Origin of the sequence: Halalkalibacter kiskunsagensis, from assembly GCF_037027555.1 — a bacterium.
Taxonomy (GTDB): domain Bacteria; phylum Bacillota; class Bacilli; order Bacillales; family Bacillaceae_D; genus Halalkalibacter; species Halalkalibacter kiskunsagensis.
Genome location: NZ_JAXBLX010000004.1, coordinates 26,977 through 53,114, shown reverse-complemented (window position 1 = coordinate 53,114; position 26,138 = coordinate 26,977). Strand labels below are relative to the sequence as shown.

Genomic DNA, 26,138 nt, shown 5'->3' with positions numbered 1-26,138 from the left:
CTACTATGCTAAAAGGGATTCCTTCTATTCTGTCGCCGGAATTAATGAAGATCATGCTTGAGATGGGACATGGAGATGAACTGGTAATTGCTGATGGGAACTTTCCGGCTGCTAGCTGTGCAAAAAGACTTGTGCGATCAGATGGACATGGTGCAGTAGAATTATTAGAGGCTATTCTTCCTTTTTTTCCAATTGATACATATGTGGAAAAGCCGATCTCTTTGATGGAGGTAGTCCCAGGTGATTCGACTACGCCAGTTATTTGGGATGAGTACAAGCAGATTATTAAAAAAAATGAACCTGCATTCGAGGAATTCCAAATGATCGAACGATTTGATTTCTATGAGAGAGCAAAAGGAGCTTACGCGATTGTTGCAACAAGTGAGCAAGCCCTTTATGCGAATATTATATTTAAAAAAGGGGTAGTTAGTAGGTGAGTTTTCCCACCTTTTAACGGAACAAGTTAAATATGAGAATTAGAGCTAGTGGGGATTACCTGCTAGCTCTAATTCTCATAAATGTCATGTGGCTTAAGTTGGTTCCTTCCTTCATTCTTGTTGTTTTAAAGAGTATGTTAAGCAAGCGTCGAATGTTTCTTTAGGCTCGATTGAAAACAGGAATTAGCATCTTGCTAAAATAAAATTGTTGTAAAAGAAACCGTTAGCCCCTAGCATGAAAGGTAGTGGTCTTTAATATCATACACACGTAGCTTTTTCTTCCTAAAGCTGGTTAAATAAGATGAATGCCTTATATTCTCTTGTTAAAAATACATAAAGAAGATGAAAACGTACACAATTTAAGTCTATTTAATGATAAAATAGAACTATGAGAGAGTAGTTGTTAAAGTAGGCTTGGTTCAAACTGCGTAGCTATACTATCAGCTAAACTAAGAATTAAATGGATATCATGTTTCACTAGGATATATCGAATTAAGAAAGAGGAGGAAATGCTGTGTCATTATTACGTACAATTGTAGGGGTATGGAAAAGTCATGAAGAAACTAGTGAGAAGCCGAAATTACCTGGGTTAAATACTCGTTATTACAAAAAGAATCGGGAAACAATGATAGAAACGATCAATAAAGTGGTAAACAGCAACAAGTTTGGGAATTGGAAAGTTACGAAGATTGATACTGAGCGCGGGGAAGTCGTTATAGAGAAAAAAGGCGTCTCATCCTATATTATGGTTGTAACTGTATTTAAAATTACACCGATTAAGTCAGCTGTTGATGTCTACTGTTCTAAACAAGGTTCATTTGGAGATTTAGGCAATAGTTATAAACATATCCTTGAGTTTTATAAGGCACTACATACAGAGGTTACACCTGAAGATCATAAGTAATAAATAAGAGGGCAACGTCAAAGGTGCATAATGACCTTTGACGTTGCCCTTTTAATAAAAATACCCCAGCAATCTAGTTCATTGCTGGGGTATTTTGTAACTTTTAATGAATTCTTAGTTCAGTTTCTGTATCAAAGAAGTGAATTTTGTTCATGTCAAATGCTAAATCAAGTTTTTGTCCACTTTTCACGTCAGAACGAGCATCAACGCGAGCAATGAAGTCTTGATTGTCTACTTTTGAATAGAGGTAAGATTCAGCACCTAGTAATTCAGATACGTCAACGGTTGCTTGGATTTTAGATTCTGGTGATGCTTCTAAGAATACTAATTCATCATGGATATCTTCTGGACGAACGCCAAGAATTAAATCTTTGTTCACATAGTTTCTTTCTTTTAATAATTTTAATTTTCCTTCTGGAACTTTAACTTTTACATCGCCCATTTTAAAGAATCCATCATTTGTTAACGTACCATTTAAGAAGTTCATAGCTGGAGAACCGATAAATCCACCAACAAAGACATTATCTGGATTATCATATACTTCTTTTGGTGTACCTACTTGTTGAATAATACCGTCCTTCATAATAACGATTCGAGAGGCCATCGTCATCGCTTCTGTTTGGTCATGCGTTACATAAATTGTTGTAGTTTGTAAGCGTTTGTGTAATTTTGTGATTTCAGCACGCATTTGAACACGAAGCTTAGCATCTAAGTTAGATAATGGCTCATCCATTAAGAATACTTGCGGATCACGTACAATCGCACGTCCTAGTGCAACACGTTGACGCTGACCACCAGACATTGCTTTTGGCTTACGATCAAGCATTTCTGTTAAACCAAGGATTTTAGCAGCTTCTTGTACTCGTCTATCAATTTCATCTTTCTTGAACTTACGTAGCTTTAGACCAAATGCCATGTTATCGTATACATTCATATGTGGATAAAGAGCATAGTTTTGGAAAACCATCGCGATATCACGATCTTTTGGTGCAACATCATTTACTCGACGATCTCCAATGTATAGGTCACCTTTTGAAATATCTTCAAGACCTGCAATCATACGTAGTGTCGTAGATTTACCACAACCTGATGGTCCAACGAATACAACGAATTCCTTATCTTGAATTTGTAAGTTGAAATCTGTAACCGCTGTTACGTCACCATCATAAATTTTGTAAATGTTTTCTAAGCGAATATCACCCATGTCAATCTCTCCTTCGTTTCTTTAAGATACTCTTAGTCTAGCTTTTGTAACCGTTTTCGTATACCGTAAATGTGCATAAAAAATAATGCACTGTTTTTGTGCACAATGCATTATTTTTTCAGTCCCTCTATCATTAAAGCTAGATAAATGGAGACAGCATTACCAAAGTGCTTAATGTCGATACCGGTTTTTTCAATGAACTTATCAACACGGTATTGCAGTGTATTTCGATGAAGATATAGTTTCTTAGCTGCTAGGGATACATTCATATTGCAATCCAGGTAGACTTTTATGCTTTTTATTAAATCTCGATCATTTATAACATTTTTTAATGTTTCCTCTGTAATTTGCTTTAGTGTAACAGGGCTCGACTCATGCAATAAAAGATAGGGAATTAATTCTTCATCTCTATAAATTTTCTTTTTAGTGAACTGCCTTACTATGGAGAAACATGAGTTTTCCCACCGATAACGACTGTGAGCTTCTGAAATAACGACATTACTAAGACCAACATACATAGACAATTCAAAATAAAAATCACTTATAATTGTATCGACTATAGATTCATATAAATTATCGATCGAATCTGTTACATGTGGCTCTAAGTCAATGATAAGTCCATTGGTTTCAGTTTCCCAAATAATGACCGTTTTAGAGGGGAATAAACTTTTTATTGCACCATTAAAAGCTTCTCTTTCAGATGTGTCATCCTTTAAATGAAAGTGAACAAACCGAAATGAAGTGTTTTTATATTGATCGAGTCCAGAGGTAGGTACTTGGCCGTTATCAAACAATAATGTTGACCAAAACGTTTCTTCGATAGATTTTGGTTTAAAACTAGCTTTGTTAGTAAGGGGTGTTAAAAAGATATTTAATAGGGCAAGTTCTTCTTCTTGAAGTTGGTCGGTAGGAAATCCAACCGTGTCATCTTCTGGGGTTTTAAACCAGTAGTATTTCGTATCTGGTGAAAAATTTTCTTGGTTGACAATAAACTCTTCACCAAAATGGTCTTTTAGCTTTTCTAACATGAGTGATCATATCCCTTTCCTGAATAATGCTATATTATAGAGAAAAATTTTTAAAAGAAGCAAATTTACACTTGAAATCATGACATATGCAAACACAATAATAATAGTATATCAAAACAATAGGAATGGTTAAATGTTTCCCAGCGAAACAAAACGAAAAGGCTATTGAATCTAGCCTTTACGTGACTAATTGTAAAGAAAGTATTCGTATATGGTACGACTATTCTATCGATCAAAATGAACTCATTATGATATAATGTGTTTGAATATTAGTACAATTGTGATGTGAAAAGCTTTTACGTTTATAAGCTAACTTTATAAAAAATGGTTGATTTTGAGAAAATGAGTGAGTTAATATGACGGTTGGAGACTAAAAGAGACCACACTACACTTTGGAGAATTGCCAAAGTGTCAGTTGTGGTCTTTTTTGATTATATAGGAGGGGTTTAGATGCAAAGAGCATTCTCAAGTATTGATAGAGAGTGTGTCATGGACCAACTGGAAAAGGAAACGTTTGATGTATTGATCATTGGTGGAGGTATAACTGGTGCGGGAATCGCAATAGACGTAGCAAAATCGCGGAATTGAGAAGCTTATAAGGTTCAAATTGACCAGTATATAAAAGAGGCAGTTTTGCCAACAAAGTAGGGTATTAATAAATCTTAAAACGTAAGGGTCAGCCCCTAGCTTGCAGACGAAATAAAAAAAAGCGCCTTTCATGGCGCTAATTAACGTTCATTTATTTATACCAGCTTGCACCGATGATAATGAGCAGTATGATTAACACGACAATCAATGCAAAGCCAAAGCCAGTGCCGTGACGAGGTGCTGGAGGACAGCAATAACCACCATACCATGGTCCGTAGTAAACCATAACTACACCACCTTTCAAGGGGTTACTACACCATATGCACGTATCCTGCTTCTGTCATAGGCAATAGTGGAATTTACTAGAAGTCTTCATAATTATTTTTAGTTTTTAAACTGTTTCTAAAATAGTACAATGACTTTGTCGTTACTAATTGCTATAGGGTTATGGAAATTTACAGATAAAATGATTAAAGGGTTTTAATATTTACCCTTTTTTATAATAACTAAAGAATAGGTGAGAAATTATGACAGACAATAGCTTTGTAAAACAGCAAATTTTAGAAGCATTTCAATTCAGGCACGCGACGAAGGAATTTGATTCTAGCAGAGAAATATCAGATGAGGATTTTCATTTTATCCTAGAAACAGGAAGGTTATCACCAAGTTCAATTGGACTTGAACCTTGGAAATTTGTCGTTATTCAAAACCAAGAGTTTAGAGAGAAACTGGGAGCGATTGCTTGGGGTGCAGAGAGACAATTGCGAACTTCAAGTCATTTTGTGATCATCCTTGCTAGGAAGAGTTTAGATGTAAGGTATGATTCAGACTATATAACGAAACATTTTAAAACGGTAAAAAAAGCACCAGATGAGGTTGTGAAAGATCTTCCTAGAAGATATCAAAATTTCCAAGAAAAGTTTGGTGTATTGGAAAATGAGAGAACGATTTTTGATTGGTCTTGTAAACAAACCTATATCGCATTAGCAAATATGATGACAGCAGCCGCACAAATTGGCATCGATTCATGTCCAATGGAAGGTTTTGAATACAAACGAGTGCACGATTTACTCGAAAAAGAAGGGCTATTAGAAGAAGGACATTTTGGTGTGTCAGTAATGGTCGCGTTTGGTTATCGAAAAGATGAACCACGACCGAAAACAAGAAAAGAGCTAAATGATATCGTAACATGGATGAAATAGAGGATATCAAAGGTGTCCAAAAAAAGGTGGCTTTTTACCTTTGGGACACCCTTTTATTCGACAGTGAAATAATGTGAAAGCCTTTGCGATATCGTGAGAAAGTTGTAAAGCAGGATTGTCCTTTCTTTTTCCAAATGATTAATTGTTTCTCTGCCCTTTATTTCTTCTTTGCTAATTCTTTTAGTTGATCAAGAATGTCTGAAAATGCTTGTTCATTGCTAACTTCACGAAAAAATTTGAAAGGATCCACTTTGTTTTCGATCCTTTTTATTACAGCTGGAAGGGTAAAGGAAAATGGTGTCAATGATTCTTCTACTTCATCCCAATTTAATGGTGTTGCAATAAGACCTTTTTCGCTTCCGCGTGGAGAGTACGGAGCAATGATTGTCTTTCCAGCGTCATGCTGAATGTAGTCTAAATACAATTTGTTATTTCGATTCTTTTTTAGTCGCTCAGTTGTAAATAAATCAGGTTCTTGTTCAACTAAAAATTGACAAACGAATTGAGTGAAAATGCGTGTTTCTGTATAAGAAAAACGATTCTTTGGTAAAGGAATGTACACTTGTAGTCCTTTTCCTCCGGATGTTTTCACAAATGCTGTCAGGTTAAATTGATCAAAAATCGATTTCATTTTTTGAGCAGCCGTAATCGCTAATTGGAAATCAGCAACCGATGGAGGGTCTAAGTCAAAGACAATTTCGGACGGTTTCTTTGATTGCCGAGTTTGAAAGGGGATATGGAACTCAAGAGCGAGCTGATTTCCTAACCAAAGAAGCGTTTGGAGCTCGTTGCAAATGATATATTCAATATCTTCTTCCTTTTCAGTTAGAACAAAATCTGGTGCGTAGTCAGGACAGTGTTTTTGATAAAAACTTTCCCCTGATGACCCGTGTGGATACCGAATGACGGTTAATAAACGCTCACTTAAAAAGGGAAGTAGATTAGGTGCAATTTTTTGTAAATAAAGCAAATAATCGTCTTTGTTTGCATTAATAGTGGACCAGATAGGCTTGTCAGCATTTGTAATTTGAATGTTCTCAGGAATGGGATTCAGTTGTCTTTGCATGTGCTTCCAAGAACAGTCTGTTGTTTCTGCTTCAAAATTGAATGAATGAAACATGGGTTCTCTTAAGCTTTTACCATCAAAATCAATACAGGCAATATCAACACAAATGGAAGGGGGAAGTTCCCATACATTTGCTGAAATTTTCTTTCCGTTATTTTGAAAAAAGGTAAATAATGTTCGTTCTTCTTCCTCGTTTAGTCCATGGCGAAACACAACAATTTCAATGAGGGCATTGTCAGAAAAGATAGAACCATGGAAATAGCCATTATTTTTATCGAATTTAGTTAATATGACTGTAACGTAACGCCAATTTTTAATTTTTAGCCAGTTAGGTGTTCGTTTCGCACTTTCCCAATTGCTTGAGCTTCTTTTAGCTACTATACCTTCACCATTATAAACAACAATTTGTTCCCAAAGTTCTTGTCCGTTTTGATAGGTCTCAATCAATTGAAGTCGTTGTGTACTCTCGTAATTTACGGATAAGGGAAGGTTACTCTTTTTAAAAAGTACTTGTATAGCCTTTTTCCTTTTTGAAAGTGATAAATTCATTTGATTTGTTTTAGCCAATGAAAGAATATCAAATATAACAAGGTGGCAAGGGAATTGTTTTGCATGGTTAGCGATCACATCTTGTTTCTTCATACGGCCTCGCAGCTGTACCGTATTAAACTGGCTTTTATAGTTGTTTGATAGATAGACTAATTCACCGTCTAATGTTAATGGCAAGAAATCCTTAATATAGGGATAAACTTCTTTGCAGCTTTGGATGATTTCAGGAAATTGAAGATTTAGATTCTTTCCGTTTCTACTCATCAACTGTGGAACAGATTCTTCCCACTGTAAGAGACAACGAAATCCATCATATTTGACTTCGTATAGCCAACCTCTTCCATTCGGAATATCTGTTGCAGGTGACAAAAGCATTGGCTTCACAGTTTTCCCTACTTTCCACATTGTTTACTATTTAGATTTAACAAATTTAAAATGAACATACATAAACAAGAGCAAATAATTGCACATTAAGAAAAAAAGTAGGTGGAATAAACGATGCATACAGTTTGGAAAGGAAGTATCAGCTTTGGCCTTGTTAATATTCCTATTAAGCTCCATACTGCAACAGAAAACAAAGATATAAAATTGCGGCAAATACACAAAGAGTGCCACACTCCAATAAGTTATCAAAAGGTTTGTCCTGGTTGTGATAAAGAAGTAACGAATGAAGACATTGTAAAAGCATATGAATATGCAAAAAATAAATTTGTTGTTTTAGATGATGAAGAACTTGACAAGTTAAAAAAAGAAAATGAAGATAAAGCTGTTGAAATTATTGATTTTGTGAAATTAGAAGAAATTGATCCGATTTATTTTGAAAAGAGCTATTTTATTGCTCCAGATAGCGGTGGTGGAAAGGCATACTCTCTTTTACGTAAAGCCCTAGTGGAATCTGGGAAAATTGGAGTGGCGAAAATTATCATTCGTTCAAAGGAGCAATTGGCTGTTGTCCGTGTTTATAAAGATACCCTTTTAATGGAAACGATCCATTTTCCTGATGAAGTACGAAATGTACAAGATGTTCCAAATGTACCTTCTGAACAGTTAGTCGTGCAAAAGGAACTTGATACAGCATTAATGCTTGTGGAGCAGTTAACAACAACGTTTGCCCCCGAAAAATACACAGATGAATACCGTACTGCATTGATGGACTTAATTGAAGAAAAGAAAACAGGAAAACAAACTGTAACAGCGACAGAGAAGGAACCGGCTGCAGTGTCGAATGTCACAGATTTAATGTCGGCCTTACAAGCTTCTCTTGATAAAACGAAAACGAAAAAAGCGGGAACAAGAAAGAAAAAGGCAGCAACTGCGAAAAAAAGCACAACAGAAAAAGCACCTGCAGCTCGTAAAAATGCTTAATAGGTCGTTTAGGTTGACAAAAATTCTGACTACAATAAAGGAGTTGGAGTTTAGTTGTCAACCTTTTTTATTTAGTAAATACTGGATCTCTCTAGAACTACTATGGTTGATATAGTAAACTATTAGAATCATTAGATTAACTAAAAAGGGTTTGAAAACTATGAAAATAAAAACAAAGCTGATCATCGGATTAGGGTCCATTATTTCAATTATTCTTATTTTAAGTACAACCGTCTTTTATACATTAACAACACAAAATAGCTATTTGCGTGATGTCGTAATGGAAAATTATGAGCGAGTCTCAGTAGCAGAACAATTGAAGTATGAAACAAATACGATAGTTAGGGAAGTACGCGAGCTTCTGCTTAGCACTTCAGAGTCAGATGTTAATGAGAAAATTACGATCATAAATCAATCGGAGACGAATCTAAAGGTTCTATTTGATAGATTACAAAGAACGGAATCTTTTGATATGGAAAAAAGAATATTAGTGTCATCCATACATAATTTACATGAATCGTATGTAGATATGATTCAAAATGTTATTTCACTTGTAACTACTGGAAATGAAGTAGAGGCAAGGTCGTATCTTTTACAAGAGAATCAAGAGCTAAGGAAAAATATGATTGAAGAAGTTGACGAATTTGCTGAACTTGAAGAACAAGCGATGATGGTAGCACTTTCTGAATCAGAGGAAGCATACCAAAATGCTGTGATCTTTCTTGTTGTTTTTATAGGTGCTGCATTATTATTAATCATTTTTATCACTTATTCAATTGTGAAGAGCATTTCCAAAAGCATAAATAATGTAAGTAATGTGATGAAAAACGTATCTACTTATTCAACTACACATTTGCCTCGAATTGATGTGACTACAAAGGATGAGATTGGTGATATTGCCAGAGCGTATAATGCTATGGCAGAGTCCCTTGAGATAATTTCGAAACAAGAAAAGCAAGTAGCTGATGCTTTAAAAGAGGAAAATTGGATTAAATCACGTTATGCAGAGCTAGCAATGAAATTTCAAGGTATTAAGGAATTAAATGAATTTGGAAAAACAATTATGACAAATATCGCTCAATTTGTAAAAGCAACTTATGGGGTTATTTATATAAAGGATGAGGGAAGAGCTTTTAGAAAAATAGCTGCATATGCTCGTGAGGACAAAGATGTAGGCGTGAATCAAGTTCAATTTGGTCAAGGGTTGGTTGGTCAGTGTGCAGAAGATAACAAGATGATGCATATTGATCATCTTCCGCAAGGGTATATTACAACGAGCTCTGGATTAGGTGCAGCCACTCCTTCCTCATTAATATTAATTCCGATTGAATTTGAAGGAGACGTGTTAGGGGTTATAGAATTAGCAAAGTTTGAACCGTTTTCTCATTCAGAAACCCGCATTCTTGAGCAGTTAAGTCGAGCGTCTGGGACAAGTATCGAGCGAATTTTAGATCATATGAAGATAGAAGAACTGTTGGTAGAATCACAAACGCAATCTGAAGAGTTACAAACGCAGTCAGAAGAGCTTCAACAACAGCAAGAAGAGTTGCGACTGATCAATGAGCAGTTACAAGAACAATACAAACAATTAGATGAAAAGGCAAAAGAGCTCGAATTGATAAAAAAGGATCTAGAAGAAAAAAATAGAAATATTAAATTAGGGTCTAGGTACAAGTCAGAGTTTCTTGCAAACATGTCACATGAGCTTCGAACACCTTTAAATAGTTTATTAATCTTGTCTCAAATGTTAGCGGAAAATGCAGAGAGGAATTTAACAGCAAAACAAATCGACCATGCAGCAACGATCTATGCTTCCGGGAGAGACTTACTTGATTTAATAAATGATATTTTGGACTTATCAAAAATTGAGTCGGGAAAAATCGATGTTTACGCTGAAGAAGTGTTAATTAGTGATGTGAAGGCATTTGTTGAAAGACAGTTTGCCCCGGTATCTAATCAAAAAGGAGTAGAATTTAAATTAAAGGTTGATTCAGATACACCAACGATTCTCTTTACGGATGATCAGCGCTTAAAACAAATATTAAAAAATCTATTATCAAATGCTTTTAAGTTCACTACTAAAGGTTGTGTAGAGCTTCATATTAAAAAAGGAAAAGAAGAAGATGGCTTCAAAGTAGTATTTTCAGTCATCGATACTGGAATTGGAATTTCGAAAGAAAAACAGAAAAGCATATTTGAAGCGTTCTATCAAGAAGATGGCACAACATCAAGAAAATATGGTGGTACAGGGTTAGGGCTTTCGATTAGTAGAGAGCTTTCAGAGTTATTAGGCGGATACATTCGTGTTGAAAGCATTGAAGGAAATGGGAGTACGTTTACTTTATATTTGTCGGATTATGATGGTTATGTAGATTTAGCTATGCAAGAGGTAGCAGGTACAGTAGAGGGGGAAGCAATAGTATTGGAAAGCGACCAGGATGATGCTATAACGAAACAAAATAGTTTCGATCAAATGGATATTCAAAAAGAAACGATTCAAGAACAATTAAGTAATAAAATGGTCTTAGTTGTTGATGATGATATGCGAAATGTATTTGCGCTTACAACGGCATTAGAAAAACAGAAAATGAAAGTTGTATTTGCGGAAAATGGAAAAGAAGCCCTCGAAGTTTTAGAGAATCATACTTCCATTGATATAATTTTAATGGATATTATGATGCCAGAAATGAATGGATATGAAACAATGCAAGCTATTCGAAAAGAGGAAAAGTGGGCTGACCTACCGATTCTCGCTTTAACGGCAAAAGCGATGAAAAGTGATAAGGAAAAATGTATTAATGCAGGAGCCTCAGATTATATAAGTAAGCCTGTTAATATGGAGCAGCTACTCTCGTTAATAAAAGTTTGGCTTCATAAGTAGATTTAAAAAGATGGTGAACCATGACTGAGTCATTAGAACAAATACCTCAAATAGCAAGGAAAACAGAAATTGAGAGAATTGAAATAAAGTTATTGCTTGAAGCAATATACCAGCTTTATGGGTATGATTTCAGGAATTACGCGTATTCATCGATCAAGAGAAGAATATGGCATCGTGCACAAATTGAGAATGTAAAAACAATTTCAGAGTTTCAATCTAAAGTGCTTTATCAACCAAACTTGATGAAGAAATTATTAGGAGATTTTTCTATTAATGTGACTGAAATGTTTCGTGATCCTAGTTTCTTTGAGGCATTTCGTGCAGAGGTCGTTCCGATTTTACGAAAACTTCCCTTTATCAGGATTTGGCATGCGGGTTGTTCATCGGGTGAAGAAGTGTATTCAATGGCAATTGTATTACATGAAGAAGGGATTTACGGAAAAACAAAGATTTATGCTACAGATATGGATGAAGAAATCATTGAAAGGGCGAAAGAAGGAAAATTGTCACTGGAGCGTATGCAACTATATACAAGGAATTACCAGAAGGCAGGCGGTAAGAAGGAATTCTCAGAATATTATTCTGTTAATGATAATGAAGTAGAACTTCATCCGTTTTTAAAGAGTAATATTATCTTTGCACATCATAACTTAGTAACTGATCACTCGTTTAATGAGTTTCAAATGATCGTGTGTAGAAATGTACTCATTTATTTTAATAAGAGTCTTACAAATAGAGTGTATGATTTATTTTATGATAGTTTGAGTGACGGAGGCTTTTTAGGGATAGGAAGCAAAGAATCAATCCAGGTGTATCAGTTATCAAACAATTTCGAAGAATTTAATTTGAAGGAAAAAATATATATTAAAGGGAATAAAGTGAGAAATTGAAGATAAAGGGGTAGGTTATGAATAATCGGGATAAGGTTAATATTTTAATGGTTGATGACCGACCAGAAAACCTGATGGCTTTAGAGGCGGTACTAAACGGTAAAAATTATCATTTAGTGGCGGCCACTTCAGGAGAAGAAGCATTAAAGTTTGTACTTCAATATGAATTTGCTGTCATATTATTGGATGTGCAAATGCCAGGTTTGAATGGGTTTGAGACTGCAGAAATTATTAAGAAACGACAAAATTCAAGTCATATTCCTATTATTTTTATTACGGCATTAAGTAAAGCTAATGAGCACGTTTCTGTAGGCTATTTAACAGGTGCTATTGACTACATTTTCAAACCATTTAATCCTATTATATTAAAAAGTAAGGTAGAAGCATTCGTTCAAATTTACAATAAACAAAATGAAATTAAAGAGCAGAATATGTTATTAGAGAAACAAGCGTATGAGCTTCAAGAAAGATACAACAACTTAGAAAATATTATTGAAGAAAAAACGAAAGAACTGGTTCAGGCGAACCAAGCACTTCAAGTTTCCCAAGAAAGGTTTCGTAAAATCTTTCAACTTAGCCCGAACCTTATGGCTATTCGATCTTTACTTGATAAACGTTATGTTGCGGTTAATGAAAGCTGGATCCAGTTTACCGGCTATCAATTTGATGAACTTCAAGATCAATCAGAAGATGTATTAAAAATTACATCGACTTCAAATAGGACATTATTAGATGAAAATGATCCCAAGGACGTATGTGAGGCAAATTACAATGAAGAAATTACATACATTACAAAAAAAGGTGTGTCACGTGAAGGCTTGCTTTCGACTGAAACAGCAGTAATTGATGGAGAACCTTGTATAATTAGTACGATAACGGATGTAACGGATCTAGTGAAATTGGAGAAAGAGGTTTCTCGTTTAGATCGATTAAATCTTGTCGGGGAAATGGCAGCTGGAATTGCACACGAGATAAGAAATCCTATGACTACAGTTCTTGGCTTCCTACAATTAGCTAAAAGTCAACAGCATGTGCCACAGCCAGAAGAATACATCAATTTAATGATTGATGAACTGCACCGAGCAAATGGAATTATTACTGAGTTTCTGACGTTAGCAAAAGATAAAGCAAATAACCGTAGGGAAGAAGACCTCAACTCAATTATTAAGACATTGCATCCTTTATTAAGAGCAGAAGCACTTATGAATAATAAAGTAATTCAATTACAACTAAGTGAATGTCCACTGTTACTCCTAGATGAAAAAGAAATAAGACAGCTAATCTTAAACATAGGGTTAAATGGGTTAGAAGCAATGAATCCTGGTGGCACATTAGTAATCAAAACGTATACCATTGAAGAAAAAGTGATGTTAGAAATCAATGATAATGGTCCAGGAATTGAGAACGAAATTTTAGAAAATATGGGAACCCCATTTTTCACAACAAAAGATCAGGGAACAGGCTTAGGTTTAGCTATTTGTTATAGCATTATAGCACGGCACTCTGCAAAAATAGAAATCAAAACAGGTTCAGAAGGGACTTCATTTATCATTTCTTTTCCATTGCACCAGCAAGTAATGGAAAGGACGAATAGACTCTCAAATTTATAGTTTTTTTATGTTTTTAAAAAGAGAATAAGAGGTATTAGAATGAAAAACACATCATATAGAAGGTATATTCTATGAATGACAAATTAAAGTATCCCAATTTACGCCGCTCTTTTGAAAAAAACATATCAAGAAAAGCAAATGATAATGAACGGTTTATTATAAAGTGGATGATAAAAAAGTCTTTACATATACAAGCAACAAGGAGTACATAAGCATAATACATAAAAGAAAACATTATACGAATAATAACAAAGGAATAAAGGAGGGAATAAAATGACCAAACCTAAGGAAAAGAATTCTTATCAATCTTCAGAAGCTATTGCACAAAACTCGTACCAGCCATCAGATTATCAAAGTTCAGAAGAAGTTGAGCAAGGTCTTGCAGCTACACATGAACAAGTCAGTGATGTGTATATGGAAGGAACAGTGGACAGGGCAATTCCAGAAAAGCGTGGAAAGTCAAATGAACCAGAAGAGGGATTTGAAAGCTAAAAGCAAGTTTACCGTGATGTTACTAGCCCCACTTATGAGAAATTCCTCATAAGTGGGGCTTTTTAAAAATAAAGTAGTTTTTTGTGTTTTTTTCCATTTATGTGGAAATGAAAAGCTTTAAACGCTAAAGTGAATTATGATTATAATAGCATAAGTTTCGAAGTTTAGTTCAAGATAAGTGGGAATAAATATGAGGAGTGGTTAAAATGAAAAAATGGTTATTATGTTTGATGTTCATGGTTACATTAGCAGGTATTTCAACAATCTCTACGATTAGTCAAGCAGAGGAAGTGTCAAATGAAGCAAAAGTAGAACTTACGGAAGAACAAAAAGAAGAAATGGCTAAATTACATAAAGATATACTTGAAAAAAAGAAAGAAGTTATTACCAAGTATGTACAGTATGGGGTCTTTACAGAAGAGAAAGGTAAAAAAATAACGTCGATGTTTGATAAACACTATATTAAGTTAGAACAAAATGGTTTTATCCCGAAATGGGATGGAGAAAGAAAGCATCATCATAAAGAGTAACTGAATTTAGGTATAAGAAGGCTGGATCTTTCATAGATTTAGCCTTTTTGTATGATCTAGAATTATTTTATTTGAAACTATATTTTATACTTGTAAGGCTCCAATCATGATACTGTCCAATTCGCCTTTCTTATGATAAAATACGACATGGATAGGGGGATAATAATGGAATTAGATAGTTGGAGATGGGATGCATTTTTACGTTCCTTAAACAGGTTAGAATTGGTTGATATCGGAATAGCAATTGCTATTTTTTCGATCTTTTTGTTATTTCGCAAAATATTCACAAAATATATTTTTAAACTTATCTTAACGACACTTCGCAAGACGCCGACAGTTTTATTTTCAAACATATTATTATCTTTTGAGAAACCTTTACGGACATTTTGGATAGTCTTAGGGACTTACTTAGCTCTAGTCTATTTGCCTTTTAATTTTACAACAATTGCGTTTGTTGAGCATATTTATAGGTCCATTATAATCATCTTAGTTGGGTGGGGGCTATATAATTACACATCGGAGTATTCGACGGCTATTTTTCGCCTCGCGCGTAATGTTGATATAGATGAACACAGTATGGTCGTGCCTTTTTTATCAAAAATTTTGCGTTTTGCTGTAGTTGCTCTTGTTATTGTTGTGATTGCAAGTGAGTGGGGTTATGAGATTAGTGGTTTTATTGCAGGGCTTGGCCTCGGTGGTTTAGCATTTGCTTTAGCTGCTCAAGATACAATTGGAAACTTTTTTGGTGGTGTTATCATTATTACTGAGAAACCTTTTTCAAAAGGGGATTGGATTCAAACTCCGTCAGTAGAAGGAACCGTCATAGATATTAGTTTCAGAAGTACACAAATTCGTACATTTGCCGATTCTATCGTTACGATTCCCAATTCAACATTAGCAAATGAACCAATAACGAACTGGTCCGAAATGGGGAAACGTCGTATTTCTTTTTCAATAGGAGTTACTTACTCTACTTCCCAAGAAAAGCTTGAAACGTGTGCGAGAAGAATTGAGTCGATTTTAAGATCGCATGATGAAGTCGATCAAGAATTAATAATGGTACGTTTTAATGAGTTTAACAGTTCGAGCCTTGATATATTTATCTATTTTTTTACAAAAACGATTGCGTGGACTGAATGGTTCAGAATCAAAGAAGAAATTAATTATGAAATTATGCGAATTTTAGAAGAAGAAAATGTCTCGATTGCTTTCCCAAGTAGAAGTGTTTACGTAGAAAGTGAGAATGTTGTATCTAAATTAGACAATAGCAGGATGACTGAAAGCTCAAGCGAAAGCTGAGCTTTTTTTATTGGCTTAATGAAAGTAAAAATAATAAAAATATCCATGTTGTTGCAGACTAGGAAGAAGTAACGGAGTACTATAATTCGATATGACTTTTAGATACGGAGAGGAAGGATAATACTCGTGAAAAATTTGACTATTACTTATAAGATTTCGGTTGTTATTGCGCTTATTTTTGTTTTGTGGGGTACGTTCTTTCCTGATCATTTAGGCAGCATTATGACCACTGCACAAACGTTCTTCTTAAATTCATTTGGCTGGTTTTATAATTTAGCAGCATCTTTCTTTTTGCTATTTGCTTTATTTTTAATTTTTAGCAAATATGGGCGAATTAAGCTTGGTAAAGATACGGATAAACCAGAATTTAGTAGACCAACTTGGTTTGCTATGCTCTTTAGTGCCGGTATGGGTATTGGTTTATTATTTTATGGTGTATCAGAACCTGTTTCGCATTATGCTGCACCACCAGTAGGAGAAGGGGGAACGCGTGAGTCCGCCTTGCTTGCGCTACGTTATACGTATTTGCACTGGGGTTTTCATGCTTGGGCGATATATGCTGTAGTTGCAATGGCGCTTGCTTACTTTAAATTTCGTAAAGATGCACCCGGATTAATGAGTGCAACTCTTCAGCCTGTTCTCGGTGATCGCGTAAAAGGTCCTATTGGTTATACAATTGACATTATTGCTGTTTTTGCAACTTTATTTGGAGTTTGTGCTTCCCTTGGACTTGGATCTCAACAAATCAATGCAGGCTTAAGCTATTTAGTTGGAATTCCAGTTAACTTTGGCATTCAGGTTACAATTATCGCGATAATTACTGTTCTTTTTATTTTGTCAGCGAGTACAGGGATCAAGCGAGGTATTAAATATTTAAGTAATGCAAATATGGTACTTGCTACAATTTTATTGCTCGCAATGGTAATACTTGGACCAACATTGTTTATATTAAACTTATTTACTCACACGTTCGGAGAATATATCCAGAACCTTCCGCAGATGGGGATGCGAATATTCCCATTAGATGCAGATCGAGCAGCCTGGACGCAAGGATGGACAATTTTTTATTGGGCTTGGTGGATTTCGTGGTCTCCTTTTGTCGGAATGTTTATTGCTCGTGTTTCAAAAGGGCGGACTGTTCGAGAATTCACGGTTGCTGTACTCATTGTTCCAACCATTGTTTGTGCGTTTTGGTTTGCCGTTTTCGGAGGGACTGGAATTCATTTAGACCTTTTGCAAGGAGTGGATGTCGCTGGTCAAAGTTTAGAAACGGGGTTATTCTTTGTTTTTGAACATTTGCCTTTAGGGGGACTGTTGTCTATTGTCACAGTGCTTTTAATTAGTACGTTTTTTATTACCTCTGCTGATTCAGCAACCTTTGTTTTAGGTATGCAAACAACAGAAGGTGACATTGATCCATCGAATTTGATTAAAATAACGTGGGGGTTAATTTTATCTGCTTCTGCTATTGTATTAATGGCTTCTGGTGGATTGAATGCTCTTCAAACAGCAATTATTGTTAGTGCATTTCCTTTAACGATTATATTACTAGTGATGAGTGTTGGGATTGTAAAAATATTTAAGACAGAGGTCAAAGGATATAAAAAGCCTAAAAAGACTGTATAGAGCAATAAGGTAAGTCAGCCAAAACCTTGAGATCACTAATTTCAAGGTTTTTTTATCGTTTTGAAGTACTATTTAGAATGAATCAATCTACCCAACCAAGTGGAAATGTAAATATTCGAAAAATAAGAAAAAAATGGTTGCGTTTCAAAATAATCTGTTATATTATAATTTTGTAATATTTAATCTGTAATAATACAGATGTGCTGTGAGGAGGAAAACAATGAGTCCGTAAAATTTAAAAGTCTTAGAAGGTAGAACAGGGGTGTAAGGTATATTGAAAGGTTTATTAAGGAGTGAGTTCAGTAAGTTTAAAAGTTGTACCGTGTCAAGATGGTCTGACAATTTTCTTACACTTACCTGATTAGGTCGATAAGTGTAATTATAAAATGATTGGGGGAGAGAGCGTTATGAGAGAATCTAGACAAACGCAAGGAAGAATATTGGAGGAACAGTGGGGAAATGATGCTAGGTGGAAAGGGATTGAAAGACCGTATTCAGGAGAAGATGTTGTTCGCTTAAGAGGATCTGTACAAGTGGAGCACACACTCGCTCGCAGAGGGGCAGAGAAGTTTTGGAATCTATTGCATGAAGAAGACTATGTAAATGCGTTAGGAGCGTTAACTGGAAATCAAGCTGTTCAACAAGTAAAAGCTGGATTGAAAGCAATTTATTTAAGTGGCTGGCAAGTGGCTGCGGATGCTAATCTTTCCGGACATATGTACCCAGATCAAAGTTTGTATCCTGCTAATAGTGTTCCAAGCGTTGTAAAACGAATTAACCAAGCGCTTCAACGCGCAGATCAAATACAGCACATGGAAGGCGAAGGGGACGTTGATTATTTTGCCCCAATCGTTGCGGATGCAGAGGCGGGCTTTGGCGGTCAACTGAATGTCTTTGAATTAATGAAAGGTATGATTGAATCGGGTGCTTCTGCTGTCCATTTTGAAGACCAATTAGCATCAGAAAAAAAATGTGGACACTTAGGCGGGAAAGTGCTCATCCCAACTCAAATAGCTATTAAAAACCTGACAGCAGCTAGATTAGCGGCTGACGTAAGTGGTGTTCAAACGGTACTTATTGCTCGGACGGATGCAGATGCAGCTGATTTAATTACGAGTGATATTGACCCAACAGATCATCCGTTTATCACAGGGGAGCGTACTCCTGAAGGGTTTTTCCGAACATCTGCAGGTATAGATCAAGCAATTGCAAGAGGTCTTGCTTATGCACCGTATGCAGATTTAATATGGTGCGAAACGTCAAAACCATCGCTAGAAGAAGCGAAAAAATTTGCAGACGCGATACATGTTAAATTTCCTGAAAAAATGCTTGCTTATAATTGTTCTCCTTCGTTTAATTGGGAAGCGAACTTAAGTAGAACTGAAATTGAAACGTATCAAGTTGAACTAGGAAGGATGGGGTATAAATTCCAATTTGTTACGCTTGCAGGATTTCATGCCCTTAATCACAGTATGTTTGAGCTTGCCAATGGATACAGAAAGCGTGGAATGGGCGCTTACTCTGAGTTGCAACAAGCAGAATTTGCTAGCGAAAGTAAAGGCTATACAGCAACGAGACATCAGCGCGAAGTAGGAACGGGCTATTTTGATGAGATTTCGCAAGTTGTTACGGGGAGGACTTCTTCTACAACTGCATTAAAAGGGTCGACGGAAGAAGCTCAATTTCAAAAATAAATATATATGAAAGTAGGCTCTGCATTTTTTTGTAGAGCCTGTTATATAACAAATTTAATCTTTGTTAATTTAATATATAACAAAAATGTTTAGTGCAGATGGTTGATCTGTCGTTTTATAACGAAACATGTATAATCTCCTACATTCTTGCCGGGGAAATAAACACATTTTTCTTCAACTCTATTTTTTAGAAGAGTATAATAGACCAGTAACTAATTGGTTAATAGAGTTGGAGAGGGTACTGATGCAAATTTTCTTTGAGGTTGTATTACCTGTTTTATTCGTATTTTTAATTGGATTTGTTGTTCAAAAATGGAAGAAGGTTGATATTAAACCGGTGTCAACGGTAGCCATTTACATTATGACACCTTGTTTAGTTTTTCGAACTTTTTACAGTTCAGAGTTAGATATCCAATCATTTTATATGGTAGTTTTTGCGTTGCTTATTTTATTTTCACTCATTCTTTTGAATAAAATATATGTCAAATTAAAAAAGTATGATCAGTCTATGGAAGGTGGTCTTATTCTATCTACAGCTTTTATGAATGCAGGTAATTATGGGACGCCAATTATTTTATTTGCATATGGTGAAGCTGGTTTCGCTTATGCTGTTATGTATCTTGTATTACAATCGATTCTTATGAATTGTGTAGGGGTCTATTATGCTGCAAGAGGTAAAGCAGGAGTAGGCATAGCGATAAAGGAAGTGTTAAAGATGCCTGCTACATATGCCTTTTTAATCGGAATTTTATTGAAGTTATTAGATTTCACTGTTCCTTCTAACTTTATACTAACTATTGACATCATAGCTGAGGCTGCAATTCCTACGGTAATGATTATTTTAGGAATGCAACTTGCAAGAATAAAATGGGGGAATTTTCAGTGGGGGGTCGTCACTTATAGTACAATCGTTAGGCTTTTGATCTCTCCTACGATAGCCTATGGAATTACACTCATGTTACCGATGGATCCAGTTATGGCAAAAGTATTAATTGTTTCGGCGGCAATGCCTTCAGCAGCGACCATTGTCATGTATGCAGTCCAATTTGATTCGCAACCACGACTTGTATCTAGTGTTACACTGATAACTACTATGTTTAGCATTGTAACGATTACAGTTTTGTTAATCATATTAGGGTAATATTTTTAGTTGTTTATACAGTTTTGAAGTAGTGGAGAGCAATTTCTATAATTATCATGAGAGTGTTGCTCGTTTTTTGAATTTCATAGAAGAAAAATATGCTAGGTGATTGCATTTTTTATCTTAAATCTTTATCATAATGAAGAGATTGTTTAAAAAGTAGGAGGAATTATAATGAAAATGATGGATGCAAATGAAATTATTCAATTTATTTCAAAAAGTGAAAAGAAAACACCGGTAAAAGTACATATTAAAGGTAATTTAGAAGGTTTGAATTTCGGAGCTGATACAAAAGCATTTATTACTGGATCTGTTGGAGTTTTATTTGGTGAATGGAGTGTAATCGAGCCAATTCTAAAAGAAAATGAAGCAAAGATCGAAGACGTTGTTATTGAAAACGACCGCCGTAACTCCGCGATTCCACTTTTAGATATGAAGAACATCCAAGCGCGCATTGAGCCAGGTGCAATTATTCGTGATCAAGTTGAAATTGGTAACAATGCCGTTATTATGATGGGTGCTAGTATTAACATCGGCTCTGTAATCGGTGAGGGTACGATGATTGATATGAATGTAGTATTAGGTGGACGAGCTACAGTCGGAAAAAATTGTCACATTGGTGCTGGGTCAGTTTTAGCTGGTGTAATTGAACCACCTTCAGCTAAACCAGTTGTCGTAGAAGATGACGTAGTTGTGGGTGCAAATTGTGTTATTTTAGAAGGTGTTACGGTCGGTAAGGGCGCTGTTGTAGCAGCTGGAGCGGTTGTTACAGAGGATGTACCACCAAATACAGTAGTAGCTGGTACACCTGCACGTGTCATTAAGGAAATTGATGAGAAAACAAAAGGGAAAACGGAAATTAAGCAAGAGCTTAGACGTTTAAATGAAGATATCTAATAGTTGTTTGGATGAGTAGCTTTGCCGATTAGGTGTTAACCTCTTTGGCAAAGCTCTTTCCTTACATAAGAGTGGAAGGGGTAAAGTGTGGTGTCAAGTTGGATAGAACGTGATAAACAAGCAATTATGTCAACTTATGGTCGGTTACCGATCGTCATTGAGCGTGGTGAGGGGAATTATTTATTTGATGAAAATGGCAAAGGATATTTAGACTTATTTACGGGCTTAGCCGTCAATATTTTAGGTCATTCTCACCCCAAACTAATCAAAACGTTAACAGAGCAAGGGGCTAAATTTTTACATATTTCAAACGTTTTTTATAATAAGCCAGCAATTGTTTTGGCGGAACGTTTGTTAAAGTATTCAATAAAAGGGAAGGTTTTCTTTACGAATTCAGGGGCAGAAGCAACAGAGGCAACGTTGAAATTTGTTCATAAATGGTCTAAACAACAGCCAGAAGAACGCCTGGGAATCGTTGTAATGAAAAAAAGTTTTCATGGTCGAACATTAGGTGCGATCAAATTGACGAGACAACCTGGGGTATATCAAGATTTTCCGGTTACGGATACTCCTGTTTATGAAGTGAAGCCACATGATATTGCCGCTCTTGAACACATTTTCCAAACAAAAAAGCCAGCTGCTATCATTGTTGAACCTGTACTTGGGTCAGGTGGGATTGTTCCGCTTGAAGCATCGTATCTTCAAGCTATTTCGAAACTATGTCAAACTTATAATGTTTTGTGTTGCATGGATGAAATTCAAACAGGAATTGGCCGAACGGGGATGTTTTTTGCTTATCAGCATGCAGGAATTAAGCCTGATATTATCCTTTTTGCAAAAGGAATAGGGGGAGGTTTGCCGCTAGGTGGAATTATTGTTGCCCAAGAATTCTCTCATTTGTTTCAGCCTGGTGACCATGGGACGACGTTCGCGCCATCGCCGCTTAGTGCGGCACTCGGAAATACGGTTATTGATGTGTTAATAGAAGATGGGCAATTAGAAACAGGTTCAAAAATAGCCAATAAGTTATATGAAGAACTAACACGATTACAAAGCATTTTTCCAGACCTAGTAACAGGTATAAGGGGAAAAGGAATGATGCTTGGATTAGTAATGAACCTAAAGGCACCTGATGTGAAGTTCATTCAACATCAACTATTAGAAGAAGGCTTTATGGTTGATGTAACTCAGCAAACGATTATCCGATTACTGCCGCCATTAACGTTAACAAGTGATGAGATTACGGTTCTTATAGGTGCTTTAGAACAACAGTTTCAATCTTTTTTGAAAGTAGGAGAGAGATAATGTTATCTACGGAGGAATTAATTCATATTCGTCGTGATTTGCATCAGATCCCTGAACTAGGTTATGAAGAAGTGAAAACACAACAATATCTATTAGCTCGCCTTCATGAACTTCCTCAAGAATTTATGACAATAGAGTTGTGGAAAACGGGGGTTTTTGTTTTCCTTAACGGCAAAGATCCTTCTAGAACAATCGCTTACCGTGCTGATATCGATGGGTTGCCAATAGTAGAACAAACTAGCTATGGCGATTATAAGTCTAAGCATGAAGGCAACATGCATGCTTGTGGACATGATGTTCATATGACAATAGCTCTAGGTGTAATAAGCTACTTTTCTCATAACCAACCAAGTCAAAATCAATTGTTTATTTTTCAACCAGCTGAAGAAGGACCGGGTGGCGCAAAGCAAATGCTTGAATCGGAACAGTTAAAGAAATGGTGGCCTAATGAGATTCTGGCATTGCATATAGCTCCAGAATATCCGGTAGGAACAATTGCAACCAAACCAGGTTTACTTTTTGCCAATACATCTGAGCTTTTTATCCATTTAAAGGGAAAAGGAGGTCATGCAGCGTATCCTCATACAGCAAATGACATGGTTGTAGCAGCTAGTCATTTGGTAACACAGCTACAAACAATTGTTTCGCGTAATGTAAATCCTCTTGATGCTGGTGTAGTTACAATTGGAGTGATCAAAGGTGGAACAAAACAAAATATTATTGCAGACACAGCTGTAATTGAAGGAACAATTCGAACAAAGTCAATTGAAACGATGCAAGTCATAAAAAAACGAATTGAATCGTTACTAAACGGACTAGAAATAGGATTTGACTGCCAGGTTGAGATCGACTATGGTGCAAATTATTGTCAAGTTTATAATGACGAAACTGTTTCTAATTCATTTATTGAGTTTGCAAAGGCGAATGAACATGTGAATCTTTCTATTTGTAGTGAGGCAATGACAGGGGAAGACTTTGGTTATTTTTTAGAGCAAATACCTGGAATGATGTTTTGGCTAGGAGTGGAAAGTCCATTTGGGTTACATGATGCTAGGTTAGAACCAAATGAAGATGCGATTCCTTTTGCAGTTCAAACTATAATTGAATACTTTAAGCAACATAATTCTGCTAAATAATAACAAAAAAGTCGTCTTTCCAGACGGCTTTTTTGTATGAAATGAATAATCAATTATCCTATTGACGGTTGTTTTTCTTCCTGAAAATTATCGTTTTGGTGCATAGTTAGCAAAGAATGGGAAACAGTAATAAGTGTTATGAATTAAAATCTAGCGGAGGTGCTGGTGATGCCAAAAATCGGTGTCGAACAATCATTATCAGATGTACAACAACAATTACAATCAATGGGCTATGACGTTGTGCAGTTAAAACAAGAGCAAGATGCACAAGGTTGTGACTGTTGTGTTATTACTGGTCAAGACCAAAACGTGATGGGTGTTCAGGATGTGGCTATTAAAGGGTCTGTTATTAATGCTCATGGGATGACAGCTCAGGAAATTTGCCAACAAGTTGAACAATCGATCGGACATCAGCAATAAAAACAAAGGAGGCTGAAACAAAATGTTTCAGCCTCCTTGTCGATATAACCATAGTCTAGTCTAGTCTAATTTAATAAAACGGTATTATTATTTCTTCTTCTCAATAAATACTTGATGTGGAAATGGGATTTCGATGTCATTCGCATCTAAAGCTTCTTTTAGAGCTTTACGTAATTTACGTTCAACAGCCCATTGTTCCATATTCTCTGTTTTTGCGATTACTCGGATGACGACATCTGAGTCCCCTAGACCTTGTACTCCGACAACATTTGGTCCCTCTTTAATGCTTTCATCTTCGCTTGCTATCTTATCACAAGCAGCTTGAAGAATAGTCATTGCTTCATCAATATTATCATCGTATGAAATACTCATATCAACGAGTGCTCTCATATTACCACGTGAATGATTGCTAACATTGCTGATTCCTCTATTAGGGATAAAGTGTAACGTGCCATCAAAACCTCTAAGTTGTACATTTCGTAATCCCACTTCCTCTACGATTCCATCAACCCCACCAGCTGTAACGTAATCACCAACATCAATTTGCTTTTCAAGCAATAAGAAGAATCCTGTTACAACATCACTGACAAGACCTTGTGCTCCAAAGCCAATAGCTAGTCCAACAACACCAGCACCGGCAATAAGACCAGTAGCGTCTAGACCAAATATGCTAATAATGATTGTTATAAAGACAAATATTAGAACGTATGAGAAAGCATTAATTGCCAATTTCTCTAGTGTTTTAACTCGACCTGCAGACATTCCTTTTTGCGTCTCCATTCTGGAGAAACTGCCTTGAATGAGCCTTTTTCCAATGGAACGCGCAATTAAAAAAGCCAAGATAGCTAATACGATTTGACCAATAATTGTCGCTAATCCTATTAATAAAGCTCCATCTGAAAGTTGGTTTACCCATTGTTCCATGAAATCACTCCTAGTTTCAAACCCTATTGAAATATTAAGTGTTAATAGTAGCATAAAACAGTAATCCTCTCAAATAGGATGTATATTTTGATTGAGAATGATAAGCATATTAATCGCTTTTAAAGGAAAACATTGTTATAATTAATTTTGTAGGAGTCGTTTAGAAGGTCAAGGCGTGGGTATACTACAATTTGTACTTCAATGTAAAAGATTTTCACATACTAATTTATATTTATTATTAAATGATATTGACTAGTGTTAAAACTTCTTTTATAATGACGGCTGTAAAGACATTTTATTATTAATAGGAGGTTGTACATATGACAGACAAGCGTATGGTAGCAAAACAAGCACCCCGTTTTGAAATGGATGCAGTATTGCCGAACAAAGAATTTTCAAAGGTGAGCCTTGAAGAAAACATGAAGAACGATAAGTGGACAGTTCTTTATTTTTATCCAATGGATTTCACTTTCGTATGTCCAACTGAAATTACAGCGCTAAGTGATCGTTATGATGAATTCGAAGATTTAGATGCAGAAATTATTGGTGTATCAACGGATACAGTACACACTCATAAGGCTTGGATCAACACTTCACGTGATGAAAATGGTCTTGGTGAGTTAAAATATCCACTTGCAGCTGATACAAATCATGCTGTATCACGTGAATATGGTGTGCTTATTGAAGAAGAAGGTATTGCACTTCGTGGATTATTTATCATTAGTCCAGAAGGTGAGCTAATGTACTCAGTAGTTAACCATAACAACATTGGTCGTGACGTGGACGAGACTCTTCGTGTACTTCAGGCTCTTCAAACTGGTGGACTTTGCCCAGCAAACTGGAAGCCAGGTCAAGAAACACTTAACGTGTAAAAATCTAAAGATTAGAAGGTCTAGCAGCAATGTTAGGCCTTTTTTTATCCGAGCTAGATAATCAAGAGGAGGATGGTT

24 protein-coding genes are annotated in these 26,138 nt (G+C 35.8%); 19 read left to right on the top strand and 5 right to left on the bottom strand.

Going from position 1 to position 26,138, the window contains the following annotated elements:
* Positions 1-5: 5 nt before the first annotated feature.
* Positions 6-437: an RbsD/FucU family protein gene (locus tag SLH51_RS03460; protein ID WP_335959140.1), complete on the top strand. Its 432-nt coding sequence runs from the start codon at positions 6-8 to the stop codon at positions 435-437.
* A 514-nt stretch (positions 438-951) separates the two neighbouring features.
* Complete coding sequence (locus SLH51_RS03455; protein ID WP_335959138.1) at positions 952-1,341, top strand: hypothetical protein; 390 nt, start codon at positions 952-954, stop codon at positions 1,339-1,341.
* Positions 1,342-1,444: 103 nt separating this feature from the next.
* Here SLH51_RS03455 and SLH51_RS03450 read toward each other — a convergent pair whose 3' ends face one another.
* Together SLH51_RS03450 and SLH51_RS03445 are read right to left on the bottom strand one after the other, a co-directional pair.
* Complete coding sequence (locus tag SLH51_RS03450) at positions 1,445-2,545, bottom strand: ABC transporter ATP-binding protein (RefSeq protein ID WP_335959136.1); 1,101 nt, start codon at positions 2,543-2,545, stop codon at positions 1,445-1,447.
* A gap of 110 nt (positions 2,546-2,655) precedes the next feature.
* Complete coding sequence (locus SLH51_RS03445) at positions 2,656-3,573, bottom strand: PucR family transcriptional regulator (RefSeq protein ID WP_335959135.1); 918 nt, start codon at positions 3,571-3,573, stop codon at positions 2,656-2,658.
* 450 nt (positions 3,574-4,023) lie between these two features.
* Here SLH51_RS03445 and SLH51_RS03440 point away from each other — a divergent pair, with 450 nt between their 5' ends.
* Positions 4,024-4,161, top strand: a complete 138-nt coding sequence (locus tag SLH51_RS03440) for a hypothetical protein (RefSeq protein WP_335959278.1) — start codon at positions 4,024-4,026, stop codon at positions 4,159-4,161.
* A gap of 151 nt (positions 4,162-4,312) precedes the next feature.
* On the opposite strand, the gene SLH51_RS03435 is transcribed toward SLH51_RS03440, so the two are convergent.
* Entirely contained in the window at positions 4,313-4,447 is a 135-nt protein-coding gene (locus tag SLH51_RS03435) for a YjcZ family sporulation protein (protein ID WP_335959133.1), read from the bottom strand.
* 241 nt (positions 4,448-4,688) lie between these two features.
* On the opposite strand from SLH51_RS03435, the gene SLH51_RS03430 reads away from it, so the two are divergent.
* Entirely contained in the window at positions 4,689-5,363 is a 675-nt protein-coding gene (locus SLH51_RS03430; protein WP_335959131.1) for an NAD(P)H-dependent oxidoreductase, read from the top strand.
* A 157-nt stretch (positions 5,364-5,520) separates the two neighbouring features.
* On the opposite strand, the gene SLH51_RS03425 is transcribed toward SLH51_RS03430, so the two are convergent.
* Positions 5,521-7,362, bottom strand: coding sequence for a DNA ligase D (locus SLH51_RS03425; protein WP_335959129.1), 1,842 nt, complete (start codon positions 7,360-7,362; stop codon positions 5,521-5,523).
* Between the two features lie 114 nt (positions 7,363-7,476).
* Between SLH51_RS03425 and ku the strand changes: the two genes are divergently transcribed.
* From ku to SLH51_RS03355, 14 genes are all read left to right on the top strand, one after another.
* Positions 7,477-8,343, top strand: coding sequence for a non-homologous end joining protein Ku (gene ku / locus SLH51_RS03420; RefSeq protein ID WP_335959128.1), 867 nt, complete (start codon positions 7,477-7,479; stop codon positions 8,341-8,343).
* Positions 8,344-8,503: 160 nt separating this feature from the next.
* Entirely contained in the window at positions 8,504-11,224 is a 2,721-nt protein-coding gene (locus SLH51_RS03415) for a response regulator (protein ID WP_335959127.1), read from the top strand.
* 20 nt (positions 11,225-11,244) lie between these two features.
* Positions 11,245-12,114: a CheR family methyltransferase gene (locus tag SLH51_RS03410; RefSeq protein ID WP_335959126.1), complete on the top strand. Its 870-nt coding sequence runs from the start codon at positions 11,245-11,247 to the stop codon at positions 12,112-12,114.
* Between the two features lie 17 nt (positions 12,115-12,131).
* Positions 12,132-13,724 carry a response regulator gene (locus tag SLH51_RS03405; RefSeq protein WP_335959125.1) on the top strand — a complete coding sequence of 531 codons (1,593 nt, stop codon included), beginning with the start codon at positions 12,132-12,134 and terminating at the stop codon, positions 13,722-13,724.
* Positions 13,725-13,997: 273 nt separating this feature from the next.
* Positions 13,998-14,216, top strand: a complete 219-nt coding sequence (locus tag SLH51_RS03400) for a YozQ family protein (RefSeq protein ID WP_335959124.1) — start codon at positions 13,998-14,000, stop codon at positions 14,214-14,216.
* Between the two features lie 206 nt (positions 14,217-14,422).
* Positions 14,423-14,746, top strand: coding sequence for a YckD family protein (locus tag SLH51_RS03395; protein ID WP_335959123.1), 324 nt, complete (start codon positions 14,423-14,425; stop codon positions 14,744-14,746).
* A 165-nt stretch (positions 14,747-14,911) separates the two neighbouring features.
* The gene (locus SLH51_RS03390) at positions 14,912-16,045 is read left to right on the top strand and encodes a mechanosensitive ion channel family protein (protein WP_335959122.1); all 1,134 of its coding nucleotides are present in this window, start codon (positions 14,912-14,914) and stop codon (positions 16,043-16,045) included.
* A gap of 126 nt (positions 16,046-16,171) precedes the next feature.
* Positions 16,172-17,671, top strand: a complete 1,500-nt coding sequence (locus SLH51_RS03385; RefSeq protein WP_335959121.1) for a glycine betaine uptake BCCT transporter — start codon at positions 16,172-16,174, stop codon at positions 17,669-17,671.
* Between the two features lie 407 nt (positions 17,672-18,078).
* The gene (gene aceA / locus SLH51_RS03380) at positions 18,079-19,365 is read left to right on the top strand and encodes an isocitrate lyase (RefSeq protein ID WP_335959119.1); all 1,287 of its coding nucleotides are present in this window, start codon (positions 18,079-18,081) and stop codon (positions 19,363-19,365) included.
* A gap of 244 nt (positions 19,366-19,609) precedes the next feature.
* Positions 19,610-20,506 (top strand): AEC family transporter, encoded by an 897-nt coding sequence (locus SLH51_RS03375; protein WP_335959118.1) that lies wholly within the window; start codon positions 19,610-19,612, stop codon positions 20,504-20,506.
* A 174-nt stretch (positions 20,507-20,680) separates the two neighbouring features.
* Positions 20,681-21,403, top strand: coding sequence for a 2,3,4,5-tetrahydropyridine-2,6-dicarboxylate N-acetyltransferase (gene dapD, locus SLH51_RS03370; RefSeq protein ID WP_335959116.1), 723 nt, complete (start codon positions 20,681-20,683; stop codon positions 21,401-21,403).
* Positions 21,404-21,529: 126 nt separating this feature from the next.
* Complete coding sequence (locus SLH51_RS03365; protein ID WP_390183821.1) at positions 21,530-22,708, top strand: aspartate aminotransferase family protein; 1,179 nt, start codon at positions 21,530-21,532, stop codon at positions 22,706-22,708.
* On the top strand, positions 22,708-23,844 hold the full coding sequence (locus SLH51_RS03360) for an N-acetyldiaminopimelate deacetylase (protein WP_335959112.1): 1,137 nt from the start codon (positions 22,708-22,710) through the stop codon (positions 23,842-23,844). The genes SLH51_RS03365 and SLH51_RS03360 overlap by 1 nt, the downstream gene beginning before the upstream one ends.
* Before the next feature lie 168 nt (positions 23,845-24,012).
* Complete coding sequence (locus tag SLH51_RS03355) at positions 24,013-24,264, top strand: YkuS family protein (protein ID WP_335959110.1); 252 nt, start codon at positions 24,013-24,015, stop codon at positions 24,262-24,264.
* A gap of 87 nt (positions 24,265-24,351) precedes the next feature.
* Here SLH51_RS03355 and SLH51_RS03350 read toward each other — a convergent pair whose 3' ends face one another.
* The gene (locus SLH51_RS03350) at positions 24,352-25,188 is read right to left on the bottom strand and encodes a mechanosensitive ion channel family protein (RefSeq protein ID WP_335959109.1); all 837 of its coding nucleotides are present in this window, start codon (positions 25,186-25,188) and stop codon (positions 24,352-24,354) included.
* 320 nt (positions 25,189-25,508) lie between these two features.
* On the opposite strand from SLH51_RS03350, the gene SLH51_RS03345 reads away from it, so the two are divergent.
* Entirely contained in the window at positions 25,509-26,060 is a 552-nt protein-coding gene (locus SLH51_RS03345; RefSeq protein ID WP_335959107.1) for a peroxiredoxin, read from the top strand.
* The last annotated feature ends 78 nt before the right edge of the window (positions 26,061-26,138 follow it).